Genomic DNA, 17,429 nt, shown 5'->3' with positions numbered 1-17,429 from the left:
AAGACAAAATACTATGAATACCAATAAAAAATACACGATTGCTTTAGCACTTATTTTTAGTCTATTCTTTATATGGGCTATAAGCAGCAATCTTTTGCCGACAATGATAAGGCAATTGATGAAAACTTTCGAGCTATCAGCTTTCGAAGCATCACTTACTGAAGCTTCATACTGGATTGCATATTTCATATTTCCTATCCCTATAGCCATGTTTATGAAACGCTTTAGCTATAAAGCAGGTATCATAACTGGGCTATTGATAGCTGCTGCAGGAGGCTTATTGTTCTTTCCGGCTGCTGCCATTCAAGAATATTGGGCTTATCTAGGAATATTCTTTATCATAGCTACAGGAATGTGTTTTTTGGAAACAGCTGCAAATCCTTACGTAACTGTACTCGGTGATCCGGAGACTGCACCTCGCAGGTTGAATCTTGCTCAGTCGTTCAATGGTTTAGGGGCATTTATTGCTGCTATGTTTCTTAGTAAGATAGTATTAAGCGGAAATGATTATACGCGCGACACTATTCCTACAAATTATCCGGGTGGCTGGGAAGGATTCGTTCAAATAGAGACAGAAGCAATGAAACTTCCCTATCTAGTGCTAGCCGCTATCCTAATTATAATAGCAGTGATCTTCATTTTCTCACATTTGCCAAAGATTAAAGAAGGAGATCAAGAAGAAGGAAGCACTAAAGGCGAAAAGTTGATTGATTTTGCAGTCCTTCGAAGATCTCATCTTCGTAACGGAGTCATAGCTCAGTTCTTTTACAATGGAGGTCAAACAGCTATCAATGCAATGTTTCTCATCTATTGCTGCAAATATGTAGGACTATCAGAATCTACTGCTACTACTTATTTCGGATTTTATATGCTGGCATTTTTGCTCGGCAGATGGATTGGAACCTTATTGATGGTAAAATATAAACCACAAAATATGCTGGTTGTGTATGCTCTGGCTAATGTAATACTATGTGGCGTGATTATGACATTTGGCGGAATGATAGGTTTATATGCCATGTTAGGAGTTTCGTTCTTTATGTCAATCATGTATCCTACACAGTTCTCATTAGCTCTCGAAGGTTTAGGAAGCAAAACCAAAAGTGGGTCTGCTTTTCTGGTAATGGCAATAGTAGGAAATGTAATATTACCACCATTAACTGGTCATGTAATGGACATTAATGGCCCTATTTATCAAATTGCATATATCATACCTCTTATCTGTTTTATTGTTTGCGCATATTACGGATGGAAAGGTTATAAAGTTATAGACTAGATTCATAAGTCTAGTCCCTGTATCAAATTTAAAATCAAAATTAGAACCATTATTTATTAATCTTTATCGTTAAATTAATTTCTATGCTTAAAGTACGAATTTACACAAAAAAGATAACTCGAATTACGGTTATCTTAGCACTACTAGTGCTGAACTGTACATCGGCATTTGCCCAAAACAAGGTGACGGGCCAAGTTGTTGACAACGCAGGAGAACCTTTAATTGGGGTTAGTGTCGTGGAAAAAGGAACGACCAACGGTAGCCTTACAGATATCGATGGAACTTTCACTCTAAATGTCCCAACTGGGAGTATTATTCAATTTTCATATGTTGGTTTCCAAGCTAAAGAAGCGGTAGCTAAAAATGATTTTCTAAAGATCGTTTTGGAGGAAAATAATGAACTTCTGGAAGAAGTTATTGTAGTGGGTTATGGTAAAATGACTCGTAAAGATGTGACAAGCTCTATTACAACCATCAAAGCTGAAGACTTAAATAAAGGTGGTGTATATACATCGCCAGGACAATTGCTTCAAGGTAAAGTACCGGGTCTTACTATTACCACCAGTAGTGATCCGACATCAACGCCTTCGGTAACACTACGTGGTGCATCTTCGTTCCGCGGAGGTGAGGCTCAAGAGCCATACTATGTAATTGATGGTATACCTGGGGCTTCTATAGCATTGGTGTCTCCGGATGATATCGAATCGATTGACGTATTGCGCGATGCTTCGGCAACAGCTATTTACGGGTCGAAAGCAGCAAATGGTGTAATCATTGTTACTACAAAAAGAGGTAAGAGTGGTTCAACAAATGTAACTTATAGCGGGTATATGGCTGTAGATCAAGTGTCGAAAAGATGGGATGTGCTAGATGCTAATCAACATCGTAAGCTTTTGGATGACAATGGTCTTATTCTTGGTTCGTCAAACTATATAGATCCAAACACAAACACAGATTGGCAAAAAGAGGTGCAACGTACCGGATTGTCGCACAATCATAACCTTTCAATCCTTGGTGGAACAGATAAGACAAACTACTCGTTAGGTCTTAACTACTTGGAAAATATGGGTGTTATGAAAAACTCTGAGCTAGATCGTACTACTGCACGTATGAGTTTGAATACTAAAACGCTAAACGATCGTCTTGATTTGGGCTTTAGTTTGAATACAAGTATTACAAACAGTAAGTATATCATGGCTGGTACTGACGGATTAAATGTGTTCGATGCAATGACATATTACTTGCCAGAGTCTCCCGTTTACAACGAAGACGGATCATATTTCGAGAATTTTGATTATAACCAATACTACAATCCTGTAGGTTTGCTTAAGCAGAACTCGGATGACGTGCGTCGCAAACGCTTGCAAGGTATTGGAACAATGGCATTACATATTATTCCAGAAGAGTTGACATTGTCTGCTAACGTTTCTTATCAGTCTGATAACGAAAACATTAGCCGTTATAATGATATTGCTTCTCCTGCTAAAAAAAATTATGGCGGTTTTGCTCTTCGTTATACAAATGAAGACATTCTTAAGAATGTGGAAATTTTCGCAAACTATAATAAGACATTCAAAGATATCCACAAATTAGGTTTGATGTTAGGATACTCTTGGGAAGAAAAAAATACAGGAGATGGTTTCCAAACAACTGATCAAGGATTCTCTTCAGATGCTTTGGGTTATTATGGACTTGGCACAGGAAGTTATGAAGGAAGAATAGATTATGGTTGGTCATCATACAAAACTCAAAGATCGATTTCGTTCTTTGGACGTGTTAACTACTCTTTCGATAGCAAATACTTATTACAAGCAACAATCAGAAGAGATGGATCTTCGGCTTTCGGTAAAAATAACCGTTGGGGTACATTCCCTTCAGCTTCATTGGCATGGCGAGTAAACGAAGAATCTTTCATCAAAGACTTGAATGTTTTTAGCGATTTGAAATTCCGTGTTGGTTATGGGGTAAGTGGTAACAGTCTAGGCTTTGATCCATATACGTCTCTTGTACGTTACGGAAAAAATGGAACGTTTATTAATTCAAATGGGGAAACAGTAAGTGCAATTGGTGCTGTTCGTAATGCTAATCCTTACCTGAAATGGGAAAGAACAGCTATGATAAACGTAGGTATTGATTTCGGATTCTTTAACAATAGATTGACTGGTACAATTGAATACTATGATAAACGTACTGATGATTTGATCGCAGACTACGAAGTATCTACTACCGAATATCTAGTTTCATGGATTACTACAAACGTAGGGGAAATCAGTAATAAAGGGGTAGAATTGACATTAAATGCTACACCAATTTCAACTAGAGACTTCAGCTGGAATACAACTTTGAACCTATCTCACAACAAAAATGAGGTAGTAAGTTTGTCAAATGCACACTTCTCTAAAGAATATATTGATAGAGCAGAATTGAATGCTGCAGGACAGACTGGTGCGCATCAACAACGTATCCAGGCAGGAAGACCATTAGGTTCGTTCTATACATGGAAGTGGGCAGGTTATAACGAAAGCGGAATTTCTCAATTCTATACAAAAGATGGTGAGGTTACATTAACTCCATCTGACAACGATCGTTTCTGGACAGGATCTGCTCAGCCTAAATTAAACCTGGGATGGAAAAATACATTTACTTACAAAAACTGGTCATTAGATCTATTCATCACAGGAGTATTTGGTAATGATATATTGAATGCTAGCCGTGCACACCTTTCTCGTATGGGATCAATTACATACAGAAATATTTTGGAAAGTGCTGTGAAAGATGAAAAAATAACAGACTCAAACTCACACTTCTTATCAGATCGTTATATTGAGAAGGGAGATTATCTACGTCTGTCAAATATGTCAGTAGGATACAACTTCAATTCGGTAGGTAAATATATTAAAGGGCTGCGTGTATATGCTTCATGCAATAACGTATTTGTTATTACAAGTTACAAAGGTCTTGATCCAGAAGTTAATCTTGGAGGTACTGAACCAGGTATCGATAACAGAAACTTCTATCCGAAAACTCGTACCTTCATGCTTGGAACAAGTATTACATTTTAACAATTAGCTAAAATCTTATTATGAAAATTATGATAAAGAAAATATTACCAATGCTGTGCTTGCTGTTTTCGTTAAATGCTTGTACAGACCTTGATGTAGAAGTAAAGTCTGAGTACACGGAGGATAACTTCCCACTTACTCAGGCTGATATGGAAGCTGTGTGTGGACCTGCATATACTTCGTTCAAAGCAGATTTCGGCCGTAGCTTTTGGTTGATGGTAACGACTTCAGCTGATGAGGCTGTTATGGTTACGAATGATAACAACTGGTACGATAAAGGATACTACGGAGAATTTGTATTGCATTCATGGACAATAGACAATTCAATGACTACTGCATCATTCGAAGGATTGTTTAAAAGTATCTCAACTTGTAACCAAATTCTGTCAATTCTGGAAAAAGCTCCTGAAACTGATTACAGAAAGCAGGCAATTGCCGAGGTTAAAACGATGAGAGCTCTATATTACTTCTGGGCAATGGATAACTTCGGAAATTTGCCTATCATCGAAACATTCGGAAGTAAAGCTCCTGAGCAATCTAGTCGTGCTGAAGTTGCAGAATTCCTGAAGAATGACCTGCTTGCTTGTATGGGTGATTTAACTACTAAAGTTGATAACACAACTTATGGTAAACCTACAAAATACATGGCTCAGGCTATATTGGCAAAACTATATCTGAACTGGGGCGTATACACTGCAAGCGATATTACGAAGTATGAGCCAACTGATTCTAACAAAGGATCAAATCCTCATCTTGACGATCTTGTAGCAATCTGTGATGAAATCATTGATAGTGGAAAATTCAATCTTAGTGACGATTGGTTAGAGAAATTTAAGCATACAAATGGACCTCATATTAAGGATTTTATTTTCGCATTTCCATACACTTGGTCACATAAAGATGGTAATGTACACTATCGTTTCTGGGGACATAAGTTTTTTGAACAAACTTTAGGATCGAAGAAAAGACCAAGCGGACCTCTACGTGCTGTCCCTGAATTTGTAGACAAATTCAATTTAGAGGGAGATGTTAGAAACAAAATTTGGCGTGGTGGATTACAATACTTAGAAAAAGAGCCTACTACTCCATATATTGTAAATTTATCGAAAAAGACAATAGACAAGTATTATGTAGGAGAGGATGGCGAGAATAAGATTGATTGGCATTTTGAACTGACAAAAGATTTAGTGATAAGAGGTAAAAATCAAACAGAAATTAATGAAAACATTCGTCAGCTAAATTTAGGTAATGATGAGCTAGGTTTAGCTATGGGATATCGCAACGTGAAATTCTTTCCAAATCTTGAAAGTACTGAGCATGATCAGGATAACGATATTCCGATTTTCAGATATGCTGACATTTTGATGATGAAAGCAGAAGCTTTATTGCGTGGTGCTACACCTACGAAAGGAGATACTCCAGCGTCGTTAGTAAATCAGATTCGCGATTGTGCAAAAGCACCAAATGTAGATACAATTACTTTGGAGGAGTTGTTGGATGAACGTGCACGCGAATTTGCTGACGAATATTGGAGAAGAAATGACTTGATCCGTTTCGGTAAATTTGAAGATGATTGGGGATTGAAAAAAGCTTCGTTAGGAACTTCTAATAACGAAAAATATCGCCGTATATTCTCAATACCGCGTAAGTTTATGGAACTAAATCCTACATGGGAGCAAAATGCAGGTTATACTGAAAATTAATTTATCTACTTAATGAATCCGGGATGTTGATATTTCAATATCCCGGATTTATTTTTAATGAATAGTATATTGATTTAACAGGAAGGGTATACAATTAATTTTTACAGAAGGCTAAGGTCTTACTCCTCTTGACACTGTTAGGTTTGTTGCTGCTTATGCAGCATTTATCCTTAAAGCCAAGCATAATCCTAAACAAGGATAATGTTCTTTCGTTAAATTTTGGTTTAATAATGAAAAACAATGAATTTTAAACAGACTCTAAATTCTTCTTTGCTAACTTGAGATTTCATAGAAAAGTTATTTCCTAATCTAATATTTAAAATAAAGAGATTCAATGAAAAATATTTATCTTTGGAAACAATAATGAGATTTTTCGTCTCAAAAATTTACGATAGTGCATAATAATAACTTTTCTAATGAAAGTTTTCTCTTAGAAGAATTGAAAAGAGGAAATGAGGAAGCTTTGGAATTCTTATTCAAAGCCTATTATCCTCGACTTCAGGGTTATGCCTCTCGATTTATCGCAGATAAAGAACTTGTTAAAGATATTATACAAGAATGTTTTATCAAATTATGGGAGAAGCACAACTCGATTCAAATTCTTTCAGTTCAATCACTCTTATTTGCCATGGTTCGAAATAGTTGCTTGAACTATTTAAAACATGAAAGTATTGTAAATCAATATCAAATAGAATATCTGGCTAATATCCAAGGACAAGAAAAATTATATCATGCAGATTTTCTTTGTGATGCAGACTCTCCATTACTATACGAAGAGTTGCGAAAGGAAATAAATTATGTGATAGATCAATTGCCAGAAAGGCAAAAAGAAGTTTTCTTGATGAGTCGTTTCGAAGGATTAAAAAATAGAGAAATTGCTGAGAAATTACAAATATCAACTACTGCTGTTGAAAAACATATATCAAAAGCACTACAAAATTTTGAAAATCATTTCAAAAATAAATATCCTATTGATATTTATGTAGTGGTTATCTTGTGGCTCATTAATAATAATTTATGACATATTTGAGATACTGAAAAGGGCAAAAGTGAAAAATCTTTTGCCTTTTTCTGCTTTAGAGGGTTGGGTAAAATCAAATTGAGTTGTCATATCATATAGAAGCAAAATTATGGAAAGAAATAAAATTAAAGAATTGGCTATTTCATATTTCGAGGGAAGAATATCTTTTGAAGATGAAGTCACATTGTTTGAGTTCATGTCCAAGAATGAGGAATATAACAAAATATTCAGAGATTGGGAAAAGGATTGGATGCTTAAACTGAATGAAGAGAGTAACTTCCATTCAGAGTGGAATTCATTACAAGCCAAAATAGGGACAAGAAAAGTTATAGCTCCTCTTTTTCAGCCAAAAAGAAAGATGTTGTCTATCTATAGAAAAATAGCAGCAGTAGCTGCAATAATAGTCATTACAATAATATCGACACTACTTATAAACAATGTTACACTTTTCAATTCTTCAGAAAGAACCTTTATCGTGGAAACACCCAATGGAGAAAAAAGTCGTATAACATTACCCGATGGTAGTACTGTTTGGATTAATAGTACATCAAAAATAAGTTACAATGCAGCATTCGGAGAGAAGGACAGAGCAGTTACTCTTGATGGAGAAGCATATTTTGAGGTTAATAAAAAAGACGATTTACCTTTTACTGTAAAAACAAAAGGTTATGATATTGTTGTCAGAGGTACAAAATTTAACGTTTCATCTTATGCCGAAGATATGAAGATCACAACAACCTTGATGGAAGGAATGGTAGAAGTTGTTCGTAATGACGAAGTATTGTTCTTAAATCCAGGAGAATCACTAGAACTAGATACCAAAGAGTATAAGTTTAGCAAAGAAAAAGTTAACTCCAATCAATATAAATCTTGGGTTGATAATAAAATAGAGTATGATGAAATACCTCTCAATGAATTGCTGAATAGGCTGTCTAGACAATATGATGTGAAAATCCATCTAGAAGAAAATGTATTAAAGCCTCGATATCTAAACATTTCACTCAAAAATAATGAATCTATAGAGGAAATATTACACGGATTATCATTGGCAATACCTATGAATATAGAATATAAAGGACAAGATATATATATCAAACTTAAGTAAGTAATCAAATTAAAAACTAAAACCATGAATTATGAAAATCAAGTATTGTAAGAAATTTGTCTTACTCCTTGTTTTTGGATTGTCTATAAGCATATCTTCTTATGCACAATCGGTGAGTAAAGTTTTCAAAAACACTCCACTCAAAACAGTATTGAAAGAAGTAGAAGCACAAACCGGATTTTCCATCATTTACGAAAAAGACCAGATTGATGGAAATAAAGCGGTGACTGCTACGTTCGAACAGACTCCTATTAAAGATGTAATGTCTAAGATATTAGATCAATCGTTAGATTTTTCTATTCAAAACAAGATGATAACAATCTTTTTGAAACAGAATAAGTCTGCGGGAGTACAAACAACAAGTGAAAGACCCAAAAAGAAATATACAGGAGTAGTTTTAGATGCCTCAGGTGAATCTATAATTGGAGCTAGTGTATCTGTAAAAGGGAATACTTCACAAGGAACTATCACTGACTTTGATGGTAACTTTTCGATTGATGTACCTGTTGGTTCAACATTACATATATCTTATATCGGATATCTACCTCAGGATATCAAGTTGGGAGATAACACATCGTTAGATATTGTATTAAAAGAAAATACCCAAATTTTGGATGAAGTTGTCGTTGTGGGTTATGGCGTTCAAAATAAACGAGATGTATCGACAGCTATATCTCAATTAAAAGCAGAAGATATTGCCGATATACCTGTTACAGACTTTCGTCAGGCACTAGTAGGTAAAATGCCCGGAGTACAAGTAACTCAGCCGAGCGGTGACCCTGAAGGAGCAGTAAGCATCCGTGTTCGAGGTGTAAGTTCTGCTACTGCAGGTAATGATCCTCTATATATCATAGACGGTATGCCTATGGAGAGAGGACTAGCCAATCTTAATAGCAATGATATAGAATCAATTGAAGTATTGAAAGATGCATCATCAGCTGCTATCTATGGTAGTCGTGGTTCGAATGGTGTTATTTTGGTTACAACCAAAAGAGGAGCTTCTGAAAAAATGACGGTAAAATACGATGGCTATTGGGGATTCCAGACTGTATCAAAAAAACTGCCGATGATGAATGCTTATCAGTTTGCTGAAGTTGCACGCGATGGTCATAACAATGCATATTTAGACGATGTGTCAACTGGATCAGTGAATGATCCTAACGGAATACGTCCACAATCTTATCATCGTATACCTGTAGAATTATATCCATATTTGACAGGAGAAAGAGGACTTACTGATACAGACTGGCAAGATGAGATATTTCGCACAGCTCCAACTACTAGCCATAATATATCGTTATCAGGAAAAGGGAAAAATATTGGCTATTTTGTTTCAGGAAACTATTATAAACAAGATGGAGTTATCATTGAATCTGATTTTGAAAAATATAGCTTACGCCTAAACCTAGATGGAAAATATGACAAATTTAAATTTGGAGTTAATTTCTCTCCGTCATACTCCAAATCAAATCGGGTTGATGCATCTGGTCCTTATGGTTCGGGAGGTATTGTTCAATCTGCATTAGCTATGCCACCACTTTGGCCAGTATATAATTCAGATGGAAGCTATAATTATCAAGGGAATGGATATTGGCGTATAGGTAATGATTATCAACACAATGAAGTACTTAACCCTGTTGCTATTGCAAAACTTCAATCAGATGTAGTTGATCGTTATGCTATTGTTGGAAAAATATATGGCGAATATGAATTCTTGAAGGGATTGACCTATAGACTTTCTTTGGGTGGAGACTATTATGGAGCTCATAACGATAAATATAGATCATCAGAACTTCCTTTGATCGGATATTCGTATTATGATTCCAAATCAAACCCAGTGGGTAGCAGTTCTTCTTCGTTTTATTTCAATTGGTTAATAGAAAATCAAATTAACTATACTACCACTTTAGCAGAAAAACATAATATAAGTGCTGTGCTTGTACAGTCTGCTCAAAAAGAGACGAAAAAAGGCAATTTTGTTGAAGCTACTGACTATCCTAACGATTATATCCAAACAATAACAGGAGGTACTGTAAAAAGTGGATCGTCAGAAAAAACTCAATGGTCACTAGCTTCTTATTTAGCTCGTGTACAGTATAGTTATATGGGACGATATATGGCTTCTGCGGCTATTCGTGCCGATGGTTCATCTCGTTTTGGCAAAAATAATCGTTGGGGGTATTTCCCTTCAGTTTCGGCAGCTTGGCGCATAAGTGATGAAAACTTCTTTAAAGAAACTAAAGCACTTCGTTTCTTTGATGACATCAAGCTTAGAGCCAGTTATGGACAAACTGGTAATTTCCAGATAGGAAACTATGAACATCTTTCGACTATGGCTCCAGATGATTATATTTTAGGGAGTGGACATGGTAGTCTGATCTCGGGATATAAACCTGATAAGATTGAGAATAAAGATTTGACATGGGAAAAAACGGCAATGGTAAATGTCGGCTTAGATATACAAGCTCTAAAAGGATTGATAGGTTTGTCAGTAGAATATTATAATAGTAATACTACAGATATGCTATTAAACGTTCCGGTACCGCAAATTACAGGATATACCACTGCAAGAATGAATATAGGTAAAGTAAATAATCGAGGATGGGAAATACAGCTTTCGTCTCAAAAGAAAATAAATAAAGACCTTAGCTATACATTCACAGCTAACTATGCTAAAAATACGAATGAAGTTAAGGCTTTAGGTCCAGGCAATGCTTCAATTATTTCAAGTGGAGGTGTTTCTCATGCATATTATATCACTGAAGTAGGAAAACCAATTGGCTCATATTACTTGCTGGTACAAGATGGTATTTTCGAAAACGAAGAGCAATTGAAGCAATATCCACACTTTGAAAACACAAAAGTTGGAGATTTTCGTTTTGTGGATGTAGATGGTGATGGTGTATTGGATGTAGACAAAGATCGTGCTGTTGTAGGTAATTATATGCCTGACTTTACATATGGATTTAGTGGAACTATTAATTATAGAGATTTTGATTTGGGATTCAACTTTCAGGGAGTTTATGGTAATGAAATTTTAAATCTAAATCGCCGCTATATTGACAATATGGAAGGTAATGTTAATGGAACAATTGTTGCTCTGGATCGTTGGAGAAGCGAAGCTGATCCTGGAAATGGCAATGTCAATCGTGCTAACCGTAAAACAAAGGGAAATAATGGACGTACATCAACATGGCATATCGAAGATGGTTCATATTTCCGTCTGCAAAATTTGACATTGGGTTATACTTTACCACAAGCTTTGACTCGCCGTTGGGGTATTGACCGATTGAGAGTATATGCATCAGGACAAAATTTATGGACTTCTACCAATTATTCAGGATACAATCCAGAAGTTAGCCGCCGACCTGACAGTGCTTTAACTCCAGGAGAAGACTATGGTACATACCCATTAGCCAGAGTATATACATTCGGTTTAAACCTTACTTTCTAAAAATATTAAAACAAAAGAATCATGAAAAAATATAGTTTTTTACTTCTTCTTTCGGTTTTATTTATGACCACTGCTTGTTCCGATAGCTTTTTCGATTTGGAACCAAGCGATAAAGTGCCGAAAGATAAAATATATAAAACAGCAGAAGATTTTGACATCGCAATTGTAGGTTGCTACGCAAAATTACAATCTCAAGTTTCATTCTATACAGAATGTAGCGAATACAGAAGTGATAATATGGTGTTATTAGCTCCTACCACAGGCACACAAGATCGTTACGATATTGATCAATTTAAAGAAACAGCGGCTAATGGTCTTCTGGATGATTATTGGGCGAATTTCAATAATCAGGTGTATAGATGTAATTTGGTATTAGACCAAATTGATGCTGCTTATTTTGATGATAAGCTAAAAGATCAGTATAAAGCTGAAGCTTTATTCATCAGGGCATACACTTATTTCAATATGTATCGTATATGGGGAGGAGTACCAATTACTCGTACAGTTGTTTCGGTTAATGAAGCTTTAAAAATAGGCAGAAGTTCCGACCAAGAAATGTATGAATTGATTGTAGGAGATTTGGAAGAAATAATAAATAATAATATGCTTCCTGCTGCCTACAAAGGAGATGATATGGGACGAATTACTATGGGTGCAGCTCAATCTTTATTGGGAAAAGTATATTTAACATTTAAAAAATATACGGAAGCTAGTGAAATATTGGCACAGGTAGTTGGCAAATATTCATTACAAACCGAACCAGGAGATGTATTTGATGTAGATAATAAAATGAATAATGAAGTGATTTTTGCTGTGCGTTTCAATAAAAATATTGTAGGCGAAGGACATGGATATTGGTTTGCATTCAACAATCCTGCCAATGCAGAGAATCCATCTCCACAACTACTTGCAGCATACACCGATCCGGCTGATAAACGTAAAGACTTAATCAGTTATGAGCAAGTTGAAAAAAATCAGTATGTGTTAAAGAAGTTTTATGATACAAAAAATACCAGCACTAATACTGTAGGTAATGATCAGATATTAATTCGTTATGCAGATGTGTTGTTGATGTATGCTGAAGCTCAGAATGAGATAGCTTACAGCAATTCGCAGAATTCGCCTGCACTGAATGCCTTGAACGAAGTTCATACTCGTGCCGGATTACAACCAATAGATATTTCGACTATACCCAATAAGGATGCTTTCCGTAAAGCTATACTTGTTGAACGTCAGCAAGAATTTCCTTTCGAAGGACACCGCTGGTTCGATTTAGTGAGAATGGGATATGCAAAAGAAGTTATGGCTGAGGCTGGGCATACTATAACAGATAATCAGCTACTTTTTCCTATACCAAAATCTGCAATAGAAAGAGTTAACAATACAGCTTTAGTATGGCAAAATCCGGGTTACAATTAATTAATATCTGATTACAATGAAAAAAACAATATTATATAGTCTTTTTGCTGTACTGGCATTTGCGTTTGCAGCATGCGATGACGAAAATATACCAGGTGCGAATTTTGAGACAATGGAAGCCTCTTCATTAAAAGCCACCGCCGGAGATGAAGAAGTTATACTCGAATGGGAACCTATGGAGGGTGCAAAACCTATCGGATATTATCTTTCTTGGACAGCCAGTTCACAGTCAATTGTAGGAGGCGATATGACTGTTGATGAGAGTACAAGAACAGCAACAGTTAATGAATTGGTAAATGGTGCGGCTTATACTTTCTCGGTGCAACCTGTTTACAAAGGGAACAAGAAGGGTGGAAAAATATCGGTAGGGGCAAAACCAGCTTCAACAAGAATTGCTGCAACCAACTTAATAGCTGCTGCAGGAGATAAGATGATAAGATTGAAGTGGACAAAACCTAATAGTGACAATCTAAAAGAATACAAACTTCTAGTATCGTCCATAGATGAGCCAATTATTATCTCTAAAGATAAAGAATCGTATGAGGTGAGAGAACTAACCAACGATATAGAATACGAATTCTCTTTGATATGTGTTTACCCTAATGGTACATCTGACGCAGTACAAGCCAAAGCTACACCAGGTCAAGTATCGCCTATAATAGTCGAAAAAAATACTTTGACGTTGAATGAGTCCAGTGCATTTGCTTACAATGATATGTATTTTACAATGGGTACAGTACAATCAGTAGTATGGGATTTTGGTGATGGAAGTACTTCTACAGAAAAGGAGCCAAAATACTCATATTCAGCTGCGAGTACATATACAGTAAAAGTAACCATAACCTATGAAGATGGAACATCGGAAAGCGGTACGATTGAAATGATTGTTTCAGATTATTTGTGGTCGGCAATGTTACTTGAATCAGGTGGACTCTATGGTAATGTGAAGGTTTCAAATCCAGTATTCTCACCCGATGGGAAAACCGCTTATATTCCGACTTCATCACCTAATGGGCATCTCTTTGCTATTGATGTATCTAAAGGTAATGTAAAATGGGTATCACAGATTGCAACCGTAACTTATGGAGGTGGTGCATTAGTTGGAGAGGATGGTACAATCTACCAATGCGGAACAGATAAGAAAGTATATGCAATGAACCCAGGTGATGGATCTTCGAAGTGGACTTGTGATGTTGATGGTGTTATTGGAGCTTTCCCAGCATTATCTATTGCAGGAGTTCTGTATTGTGCTACAAATTCAGGAACATTATATGCAATTGATGGAGCTACCGGAACTGTGAAATGGAGCAAAGCTATTGGCGGTACATCTAGTGCTGTAGCTGTTGATGCATCAAACAGTGTATATGTAGGAACAAACTCTGCAATCTATAAATTCAATGGAGACGGAGTTGAGCTATGGAAAACTGCAGGGACAATCAATGTTACGGAACGAGGTGCTTTTGCTATGGATGCTAGTGGAACAACCCTTTATGCAACACAAAAATCAAGTGCAGGTCTTGTTGCTATTGATATGAATAATGGAACCTCGAAATGGACTTATGTGAATTCAAGTGGAGGAGATGCTTATTTGCCTATTGTTGGCCCTGATGGAACAATCTACTTCAATGATAAAGGAGGGAAAAAGGTTTATGCAGTAACATCTAGCGGTTCATTGAAATGGAGTAAAGATTTAGGAGCTGCTTTAACATATTGTGGCCTATCTTTAGCCGACAACGGAATTGTTTATTGTGCTACCCAAGGAAAAACAGGAAGTGAATATATTATTTACGGACTGAATGCAGCTACTGGAAATGCTGATTTCACATACGAAAGTTCAGACCAATTTATGGCAGGAACTACAGTTGGACCAGATAAACGCCTTTATATAGGCACCATTGGTAGCGGAAATAAAGGATCGCTATTAGCTATTCCAATTGATGCCGGTCCAGAGCTGTCTTCATGGAGTGTCCGCGGAGGAAATATTTATGGAACAAATAGTAAATAGTACTAGAATCTTATTCGGGGAAATGTATTTCCCCGAATGATAAAATAATCTTATCATGAAGAAACTTATTTTACTCTATATTTTTCTAGGACTTTCTATTGCGATTTCAGCGCAAAAATATAGTATAGGTACTACATCTGCTTTGTGGAAAAATCCAACAGTTAAAGATTTTATTGAAGCAAAGAATAATGGAATTGATTATTTAGAGATAGCTCTCAATCAGTGTTATCGAGGAGTACCAATGGAAGAGGTTGTTACGCGCGTTTTCGAAATGAAAGCCAAAGTAGATAGTGCAGATATAAAAGTTTGGTCAATTCATCTTCCCTTTTCCAAGAAGCTGGATATATCTGTCTTAGATTCTGTTCAGCGCTCTAAGAATGTGAAATTTATAGCAGGAATGATTGAACTATCTGCCATGTTTAATCCTCAGAGATTGGTACTACATCCAAGTTCTGAGCCTATATCAGATAGTTTGAGAGTAGAGCGAATACAATATGCTCAGGAATCGATTGATATTTTAAGGAAGTATGCTAATAAAATAGGAGCTGAGCTTTGTGTGGAAAATCTACCTCGCACTTGTTTAGGAAATACTCCTGATGAGTTATTACAAATAGTAGAGCCATTTCCCGATGTGAAGATTTGTTTTGATACCAATCATTTTTTAGGTGGAGATCCTCTTATGTTTATTCGCAAATTTGGAAATAGAATAGGTACAATCCATGTGTCGGACTATGATGGTATTAATGAATGTCATTGGATACCGGGTGATGGAAAAATAGAGTGGGGGAAGCTGTTTTATATGCTTAATGAAGCAGGATATGATGGCGTGTTCATGTACGAAACTACTAAAAACAAAAATAAGGAATGTGTTTCTTCTGAAGAGTTGGTAGGTAGTTATCAGCTTATTCAAAGTCAATACAAAAACTATTTGAAACAAACTCAAAATAAATAATTATGAAAAAAAATTATATCTACATATTATTGTTGATTTTCTTTACTTCATTCATTTTTTGGTCGTGTGATGACGATGAGGATAACTCTAAACCATCGACTGGTGGAAATTTACAGAAAAACGACGCTAAAGAAATTGCTGAACAATTATGGAGCACCTCTCCCTTCGATGTAAATAGTACACGCAAAGCAGCTCTTGACCGTATTCAGAATTATGCTGACACATGTTCTGCAAACTATTTTAAAAACTATTTAGTTGCTATGGATCAAGCTAGCGAGATGGCGGAAAATTACGACCCTATGCTCAGCTTTTATCGTTTGTCATTCGATAAAGTGTTAAGTGAAGTTCAAGCAACAGAAGTAGAAGATGGAACATCTGTAATATGGCTACTATATAATATGGGGTATATTGTGAAAACACCTTCGGGTTGTTTTGGAATTGATATATCTCATCGTTATGCAGAACAATTTGCACTATATCTGGACTTCTTATGTATAACTCATAATCATACAGATCATTATGATAATGATTTAATTGAGTCAATGTTAGAAGCAAATAAGCCAGTATTGTCTAATTATCTGAAACCAACCGAAAATTATAAGTATACATCTCAGTCATCTACATCTTATGCAATAGGTAATTTCAAGATTACAACAAATATAACGGACCATAATACTACACTTACCAATTTCGTTACAACCTATCAGATTAACTGTGGAGAAGATGGAGGTAACCTTGTATTGATGCATGTTGGTGACTCCAATTACAAAGCATCACAATATAATATTGCTGAACCTGTAAATGTGTTTATCCCGAGATATGCACCAAATGCGTTAACTGAGAATAATGTGCTTGGAACAACTATTACACCGGATTATACGCTTTTATCTCATGTTTTGGAATTGGCTCATGCTGGAGTAGAGGAATCTCGTTGGTCAATAGAATTAGGTTTGGAACGAGCGTCAAAACTAAATTGCGCAAATTCTTTAATGCCTTTTTGGGGTGAAAAGTTGGTTTGGAAAAATGGAACATTGAATTAATATATAAACAATGAATAAAGTAAAGTTATTTATACTACCGCTTCTACTTTTCTCTTTCTCATGTACTCAACAAGTCAAAGAAGAAAAGATAGAAGCAAAAGAATCGGATATTTTCGTAGCCTCTCACCGCGGAGACTGGCGTAACTATGCTGATAATTCGATTGAAGGCATCGAGAGTTGTATCCAGATGGGCGTTGACATTGTCGAAATCGATGTATCCAGAACCAAAGACGGTCATCTGATTCTGATGCACGACAAAACAGTAGATCGTACAACGAACGGCAAAGGGAAAGTCGAGGACTTAACACTCGCTGAAATCAGAGAGCTAAAGCTACGTAATGGGTTGGGACGGCCAGGAGAATTCAAAGTACCCACATTAGAAGAAGCTATGCTTG

At 36.0% G+C, this 17,429-nt stretch carries 11 protein-coding genes; all 11 read left to right on the top strand.

All coding sequences use genetic code 11. From position 1 onward, the window contains the following. Nucleotides 1-13 precede the first annotated feature (13 nt). Nucleotides 14-1,273 carry an L-fucose:H+ symporter permease gene (gene fucP / locus C1A06_RS12280; RefSeq protein ID WP_101690511.1) on the top strand — a complete coding sequence of 420 codons (1,260 nt, stop codon included), beginning with the start codon at nt 14-16 and terminating at the stop codon, nt 1,271-1,273. Between the two features lie 83 nt (nt 1,274-1,356). After that, a complete protein-coding gene (locus tag C1A06_RS12275; protein WP_101690510.1) occupies nt 1,357-4,335 on the top strand; it encodes a SusC/RagA family TonB-linked outer membrane protein in 2,979 nt (992 codons plus the stop codon). Nucleotides 4,336-4,355: 20 nt separating this feature from the next. Beyond that, nucleotides 4,356-6,038, top strand: a complete 1,683-nt coding sequence (locus tag C1A06_RS12270) for a RagB/SusD family nutrient uptake outer membrane protein (protein ID WP_101690509.1) — start codon at nt 4,356-4,358, stop codon at nt 6,036-6,038. Between the two features lie 394 nt (nt 6,039-6,432). Further along, entirely contained in the window at nt 6,433-7,059 is a 627-nt protein-coding gene (locus C1A06_RS12265) for an RNA polymerase sigma-70 factor (RefSeq protein WP_101690508.1), read from the top strand. Between the two features lie 109 nt (nt 7,060-7,168). Further along, entirely contained in the window at nt 7,169-8,164 is a 996-nt protein-coding gene (locus C1A06_RS12260) for a FecR family protein (protein WP_101690507.1), read from the top strand. 31 nt (nt 8,165-8,195) lie between these two features. Next, a complete protein-coding gene (locus C1A06_RS12255) occupies nt 8,196-11,618 on the top strand; it encodes a SusC/RagA family TonB-linked outer membrane protein (RefSeq protein ID WP_101690506.1) in 3,423 nt (1,140 codons plus the stop codon). Nucleotides 11,619-11,639: 21 nt separating this feature from the next. Then, nucleotides 11,640-13,037 carry a RagB/SusD family nutrient uptake outer membrane protein gene (locus tag C1A06_RS12250; protein ID WP_101690505.1) on the top strand — a complete coding sequence of 466 codons (1,398 nt, stop codon included), beginning with the start codon at nt 11,640-11,642 and terminating at the stop codon, nt 13,035-13,037. 16 nt (nt 13,038-13,053) lie between these two features. Beyond that, nucleotides 13,054-15,042: an outer membrane protein assembly factor BamB family protein gene (locus C1A06_RS12245; RefSeq protein WP_101690504.1), complete on the top strand. Its 1,989-nt coding sequence runs from the start codon at nt 13,054-13,056 to the stop codon at nt 15,040-15,042. A 55-nt stretch (nt 15,043-15,097) separates the two neighbouring features. Then, entirely contained in the window at nt 15,098-15,994 is an 897-nt protein-coding gene (locus tag C1A06_RS12240; protein ID WP_101690503.1) for a sugar phosphate isomerase/epimerase family protein, read from the top strand. 2 nt (nt 15,995-15,996) lie between these two features. Continuing rightward, entirely contained in the window at nt 15,997-17,034 is a 1,038-nt protein-coding gene (locus C1A06_RS12235) for an MBL fold metallo-hydrolase (RefSeq protein ID WP_101690502.1), read from the top strand. Nucleotides 17,035-17,044: 10 nt separating this feature from the next. Then, nucleotides 17,045-17,429, top strand: a 385-nt coding sequence (locus tag C1A06_RS12230; RefSeq protein ID WP_145996404.1) for a glycerophosphodiester phosphodiesterase family protein, incomplete at its 3' end; no start/stop codon positions are given.

Origin of the sequence: Dysgonomonas massiliensis (assembly GCF_900240225.1) — a bacterium.
GTDB classification, from domain to species: domain Bacteria; phylum Bacteroidota; class Bacteroidia; order Bacteroidales; family Dysgonomonadaceae; genus Dysgonomonas; species Dysgonomonas massiliensis.
Note: the sequence above shows the minus strand (reverse complement) of the source record. Positions and strands in the feature narration are given on the sequence as shown.

Coding starts and splice junctions, on each gene's coding strand:
- C1A06_RS12250 (WP_101690505.1), top strand. CDS start 11,640: ATGAAAAAATATAGTTTTTTACTTCTTCTTTCGGTTTTATTTATGACC.
- C1A06_RS12240 (WP_101690503.1), top strand. CDS start 15,098: ATGAAGAAACTTATTTTACTCTATATTTTTCTAGGACTTTCTATTGCG.
- C1A06_RS12275 (WP_101690510.1), top strand. CDS start 1,357: ATGCTTAAAGTACGAATTTACACAAAAAAGATAACTCGAATTACGGTT.
- C1A06_RS12260 (WP_101690507.1), top strand. CDS start 7,169: ATGGAAAGAAATAAAATTAAAGAATTGGCTATTTCATATTTCGAGGGA.
- C1A06_RS12245 (WP_101690504.1), top strand. CDS start 13,054: ATGAAAAAAACAATATTATATAGTCTTTTTGCTGTACTGGCATTTGCG.
- C1A06_RS12270 (WP_101690509.1), top strand. CDS start 4,356: ATGAAAATTATGATAAAGAAAATATTACCAATGCTGTGCTTGCTGTTT.
- C1A06_RS12235 (WP_101690502.1), top strand. CDS start 15,997: ATGAAAAAAAATTATATCTACATATTATTGTTGATTTTCTTTACTTCA.
- fucP (WP_101690511.1), top strand. CDS start 14: ATGAATACCAATAAAAAATACACGATTGCTTTAGCACTTATTTTTAGT.
- C1A06_RS12255 (WP_101690506.1), top strand. CDS start 8,196: ATGAAAATCAAGTATTGTAAGAAATTTGTCTTACTCCTTGTTTTTGGA.